Annotated in this window: 5 protein-coding genes; all 5 read left to right on the top strand. The window is 49.5% G+C overall.

Annotated features, from left to right (window positions below):
* Positions 1 to 66: 66 nt before the first annotated feature.
* Genes ABUA47_RS23135 through ABUA47_RS23115 form a run of 5 tightly spaced genes read left to right on the top strand, consistent with a single transcriptional unit; the run spans position 67 to position 4,494 of the window.
* Positions 67 to 441 (top strand): hypothetical protein, encoded by a 375-nt coding sequence (locus ABUA47_RS23135; RefSeq protein WP_349824566.1) that lies wholly within the window; start codon positions 67 to 69, stop codon positions 439 to 441.
* A 1-nt stretch (position 442) separates the two neighbouring features.
* Positions 443 to 1,753 carry a site-specific DNA-methyltransferase gene (locus ABUA47_RS23130; protein ID WP_349824563.1) on the top strand — a complete coding sequence of 437 codons (1,311 nt, stop codon included), beginning with the start codon at positions 443 to 445 and terminating at the stop codon, positions 1,751 to 1,753.
* On the top strand, positions 1,750 to 2,100 hold the full coding sequence (locus ABUA47_RS23125; protein ID WP_117652836.1) for a hypothetical protein: 351 nt from the start codon (positions 1,750 to 1,752) through the stop codon (positions 2,098 to 2,100). The genes ABUA47_RS23130 and ABUA47_RS23125 overlap by 4 nt, the downstream gene beginning before the upstream one ends.
* Entirely contained in the window at positions 2,097 to 2,738 is a 642-nt protein-coding gene (locus ABUA47_RS23120; RefSeq protein ID WP_044467555.1) for a hypothetical protein, read from the top strand. Before ABUA47_RS23125 ends, ABUA47_RS23120 begins: the two co-directional genes overlap by 4 nt.
* Before the next feature lies 1 nt (position 2,739).
* Entirely contained in the window at positions 2,740 to 4,494 is a 1,755-nt protein-coding gene (locus tag ABUA47_RS23115; RefSeq protein WP_349832123.1) for a hypothetical protein, read from the top strand.
* Positions 4,495 to 4,724 lie beyond the last annotated feature (230 nt).

Here is a 4,724-nt window from a genome sequence, read left to right as displayed (position 1 = left end):
CTCTTCGACCCGCAGGTCCAAATAGCCACACTCATCTACAACGACCGTGTGGTCACTTGGAAACAGATGAAGCAGCTCGACGAAAGTCTGGAAAGAAAACCGCAGAAGCGTGACATCATGGACATGGTGGAACTGCGCATCCGTAATCTCCAGGCATTCGATGAGCTGCAATCGTTCAACGACACTGGGAAGTTCCTCTACATTCATCCGCTCATAGCCCACCAGTCAGAGAGAGCACAACTGGAAAAGCTGCTGCAGACGGACCCGCAGGAGTTCCTGCGCCTTTATAAGAATGTGACGGACAATATCCGCAGATACGAGTGTTACCTGAAACGCGCTGACAGGCAAAACAAGCGCACCCAAGACAAGGAGAATCTCCGACGTCACCGTGAACGGGAATCACTGTTCAAAGCAATATTGCAAAAATTCAATTCGAAGTAAAATGGAAAAGCTGATAGAAGTATTTAATTTGGGTGGTTTGCCTACTGCCCCGCTGGATTCGTTCTTGGAGCTTCAGGAGGACTTCAAGAAGTCTGATCCTGACAAATTATCGAAACTGCAGATGCTTATCATCACCCGTGGTTTCAAGTATGCATTCAAAGCCTGGCAGGATCCGGACGGAAAGCTCTGGATTATCGATGCCCATCAGAGACGGAAGGCACTGCTTGCATTGCGCAAGTCCGGGTTTACAATACCGGAAATACCTTATGAACCCATTTTTGCGGCAGACAAGAAGGAAGCGGTAGAGAAAATCGCAGCCTATAATTCCGAGTTTGCCACCAGGAATCCGGATACCCTGCTGTTCAAAAAATATAATATAGATTCTGACACCCTGCAGCGCTTCAACCTGGGTTATGAGGTCAAGACCACTGATTTCGGGCAGGTATCTCCCTTGTTTGCCCAAGAGCATGAGTCGGAAAATGTGCAGGAAGATGCCATCGATTTTAATGTTCCTGCATCTGAAGATACTGTAATTGCCAGACCCGGTGATATATGGTTACTCGGTAACCATCGTCTGATGTGTGGCGATTGCCGTTCCAAATCGGACATCACGGCGCTGATGGACGGGCAGCATGCGGACTTGTGCGTCACGGATCCACCGTACAACGTGAACTATGAAGGCGGTACAGAGGAGGAACTCACCATCCAGAACGATTCCATGGAAAACGACTTGTTCGCCACCTTTCTCAGGCAGGTGTTCTCTGTCATGTTCGCCGTACTCAAGCCGGGAGGATCCTACTATATATTCCATGCGGACAGTGAAGGCGAGAATTTCCGGGCTTCTCTCAGGAAAGCGGGATTCAAGATTGCACAATGCTGCATCTGGGTAAAGAATACTATGGTGATGGGACGCCAGGATTATCAATGGCAGCATGAACCTTGTCTCTATGGCTGGAAACCGGGGGCCGGACATCAATGGAATTCCGACCGTAAGCAGACTACCGTCTGGAATTTCGACAAGCCGCAGCGCAATGCCATACATCCGACAATGAAGCCCATAGCCCTTATGGCATACCCCATATCCAATTCCAGCACTCCCGGTCAGATAGTCCTCGACATCTTCTCTGGTTCCGGTTCAACCCTCATGGCATGCCAGCAGATAGACCGTATCTGTCATGCTATGGAGATAGACCCGAAATATGTTACAGCCACCATTCACCGGTACCGCGCCATGTTCCCTGAACAGCCCGTCCAGTTAATCCGGAATGGAGAAATTCTTTCTGTTACAGATACCCAATCCTTGTTGAAATGAAAAAGGAACTCACTCTAACTTCAGACACTGATAAAGCCGTCCTGATAGGCGATGAATATGTATCCCAAGTGCGTACTTTCGGTGCTTTGGGATACACTCCCCACCGTATATGTACGCTTCTCGGCCTGCGTGGAAAGGAAAGGACGGCACTGACAGTCCGCTTGTTGATGCCCGGAGATGTATATTACGACGCCTACCGTAACGGTTGTGCCCTGGGAGAATACAATATCGATGCCGAACTTGCCAAGAAAGCCGAGACCGGTGATGTGTCGGCCATTGAGACCTTGGAAACACGTAAGCAGGAACGGACAGTCAAAGACTTAAGAAACCAACTCTTTGGAATATGACCAGACTCGACACCCTTGATAAGATACATCCGGACTTGATATCCGCATTCCTCACCACCGGGAAGTGTGACGGCATTCCTGCCGATGTGCAGTTATTCCTCAAGCAGCTGCAGTGGGCGGCGGAGATTTACGAATACGAGCGTAACATCACCCGTGCCGCCAAGCAGCTGCGCCAGCGCATCAATGCCCAGCAGCAGATTAATGTGGATGAACGTACATGTAAGGCACGCATTTATGCGGCCATCAATTACTTCAATATCGACAACAATGTGTCCATCAAGGTGTGGGAGTCCAACTATGCCGACAAGTACGAGGATCTTGCCAAACTATGTGCGGCTGCCGGTGACTACAAAACCCAGGGCAAGTGCTATGCCGCCGCCCTGGAGTGCCGTCGTCGTGCTGCCGAGATTGCCGAAGCCGACCGTAATCTGGGGATCGTCTTCCTGATATCTCCCGAACTTACTCCGGAAGACCTGGGATACAGCAAGGCCTCCCTGAAGGAGATTGCCTCCAAGCACAATAAAGGCTTCTATCTGAACCTGATAGAGAACCTTCCCATCGAGAAGGCCGAGAAGAAGCGCCTGCTGCGCGATGCGGATATTGAGGAAGCTGAATACGAAGAACTTAATGAAGAGTGAGATGGAAACAGATATTGAAATCACTTCCCGGTTTGAGGAATACTACATGAACCAGATGCAGATACTGGTCAATGTCATTGATGCCAACAACATATTTGCCGAGGTGGCACGTGCGGGTGGTAAGACGGAAGGTATCACCGGCCCTCGCATCATCCGTGTGGCCAATGACATGCCAGGCGAGCTGTCGTTCCTGGTACATAAGACCTACGTTGCCTTGATGACGAACGTATGGCCCAACCTTCAGGCTTATTTCTCCAGAGAAGTCACCGTAGGTGGGAAGGTGCGCTCCATGCTGGAGTATGGCATCGATTATGTGGTGGGCGAAAATAAGCTCCCTTCTCATTTCCGCAAGCCCCGATATCCCATATCCTACCCCAAACACAGTGTCGTTTTCCGGGATGGCCATCACATCCAGTTGGTAAGTTCGGATCAGCCGGAGTCCGTTGCCGGACGCTCTGCCGTCCACGCCATCATTGAAGAGATGAAACACAACAAAGGGGAGAAATTGAAAACCCGCTTGTTCCCTTCCCTCCGTGGTGCCAGTGCCGAAATACGCCGGTCACCTTATTACCAAGGTATCACGGGCGTATCCGATACCGCGCGTGTGGATCTCGGTGAAGATGACTGGTTCGAGGAGTATGAAAAGAACATGGATACGAAACTGATGGAGGAAATATCTACAGTCGCGCTTCATGTGAATGCAGCTATCTATCATAAATACAAGCTTATAAACTCACAACGGGAAACGACTAACCCCGTTACCCTTGAGCGTATCCGTCTTGAAATCATCAAGCAGGATCGCATCATATCCTTATGGCAGCCCCGCCTGGCAGACATGCGCCGTAACGCCACGTTGTACGTCCGTGCCAGTTCCTTCTGCAACAAGGATATTCTCGGTCCGAAGTTCTTCAAGACGCAGCTTGAGACCTTGGATATGGACGAATTCCTCACTTCCATCTGCGCTATCCGCCATAAGGAGGTTATCAACAAGTTCTTCGCCAACTACAACAAGGAGAAACATCAGTATGCAGACAGCTATATTTATGAATCCATTCTACGACTTGACCTGCGGGAACATTTTCTACTCACAGCCCGCTATTTGAAGCACTACAACAAGCGTGACGAGCTACTGGTAGGATATGACCCCGGCCACTTTTCCAGCCTTGTTGTCGGGCAGGAAAAGGAATACGGCCGTCAGCTCCGTATTATAAAGGAACTCTATTGCTGTTACCCGGATGAACAGCCCGAACTCGCCCGTCAGTTCTATGAGTTTTTCGGTGCTGATTCCCTGAAGAAGCGTATCATTCTCTACCCTGACCGTGCCGGGAACAAACGCCGCGAGGAACTGGAGCAGATTACCACCGACAGCCGTGTCCTGAAACGTGAGTTGGAAAGTTATGGCTTTGAGGTGGAACTGATGAACGAAGGGCAGGCCACCGTATATCATTGGCAACAGTTCAAGTTGTTGCTTCTTATGTTTGGAGGCCGGAGCAATGCCTTGCCGGAAATTTTGATAGACGAAAACGAATGCAAGAACCTTTGCAGTGCCATTATGCTGTCACCGTTGAAAAAAACGGAAGGCCGCATCGAGCTGGACAAATCGTCGGAAAAGAAAGTGCCTCTCAAGAACCAGGCCGGACTGACAACGCAGCTTCCCAGTGCCCTGATTTATCTTCTTTTCGGGCGTTATGGAAACAAAGTGTTGAGTGAATTATCGTCCATGCCGGACAATTTACCTGATAATCTGGCTATATAACAGCTGTTTTTCACTATAAAATAGTCAGTAAAGATACAATAATGGTATCGTTTGACATTAAAACAAACGCCTTTCATTTAGAAACCAGACTTTTATGTTTTTAAAAAAGGAAAGCGTTTTCTTCGTGAGGCGCTGTTCAGCACGCACCGCTGAGTTTTGGAATTGCAAGGCATCCTCCGGCATTCCTCGGAAATATGACGGAGGGCGCTTCTCGTCCTTTTTCCCACAGC

Source organism: Bacteroides sp. RTP31139st1_H2_RTP31139_211217 (assembly GCF_040227615.1).
Taxonomy (GTDB): domain Bacteria; phylum Bacteroidota; class Bacteroidia; order Bacteroidales; family Bacteroidaceae; genus Bacteroides; species Bacteroides uniformis.
The sequence above is the reverse complement of the archived record's forward strand: the minus strand, read 5'-3'. Positions and strand labels throughout refer to the sequence as shown.

Coding starts and splice junctions, on each gene's coding strand:
- ABUA47_RS23125 (WP_117652836.1), top strand. CDS start 1,750: ATGAAAAAGGAACTCACTCTAACTTCAGACACTGATAAAGCCGTCCTG.
- ABUA47_RS23135 (WP_349824566.1), top strand. CDS start 67: ATGAAGCAGCTCGACGAAAGTCTGGAAAGAAAACCGCAGAAGCGTGAC.
- ABUA47_RS23120 (WP_044467555.1), top strand. CDS start 2,097: ATGACCAGACTCGACACCCTTGATAAGATACATCCGGACTTGATATCC.
- ABUA47_RS23130 (WP_349824563.1), top strand. CDS start 443: ATGGAAAAGCTGATAGAAGTATTTAATTTGGGTGGTTTGCCTACTGCC.
- ABUA47_RS23115 (WP_349832123.1), top strand. CDS start 2,740: ATGGAAACAGATATTGAAATCACTTCCCGGTTTGAGGAATACTACATG.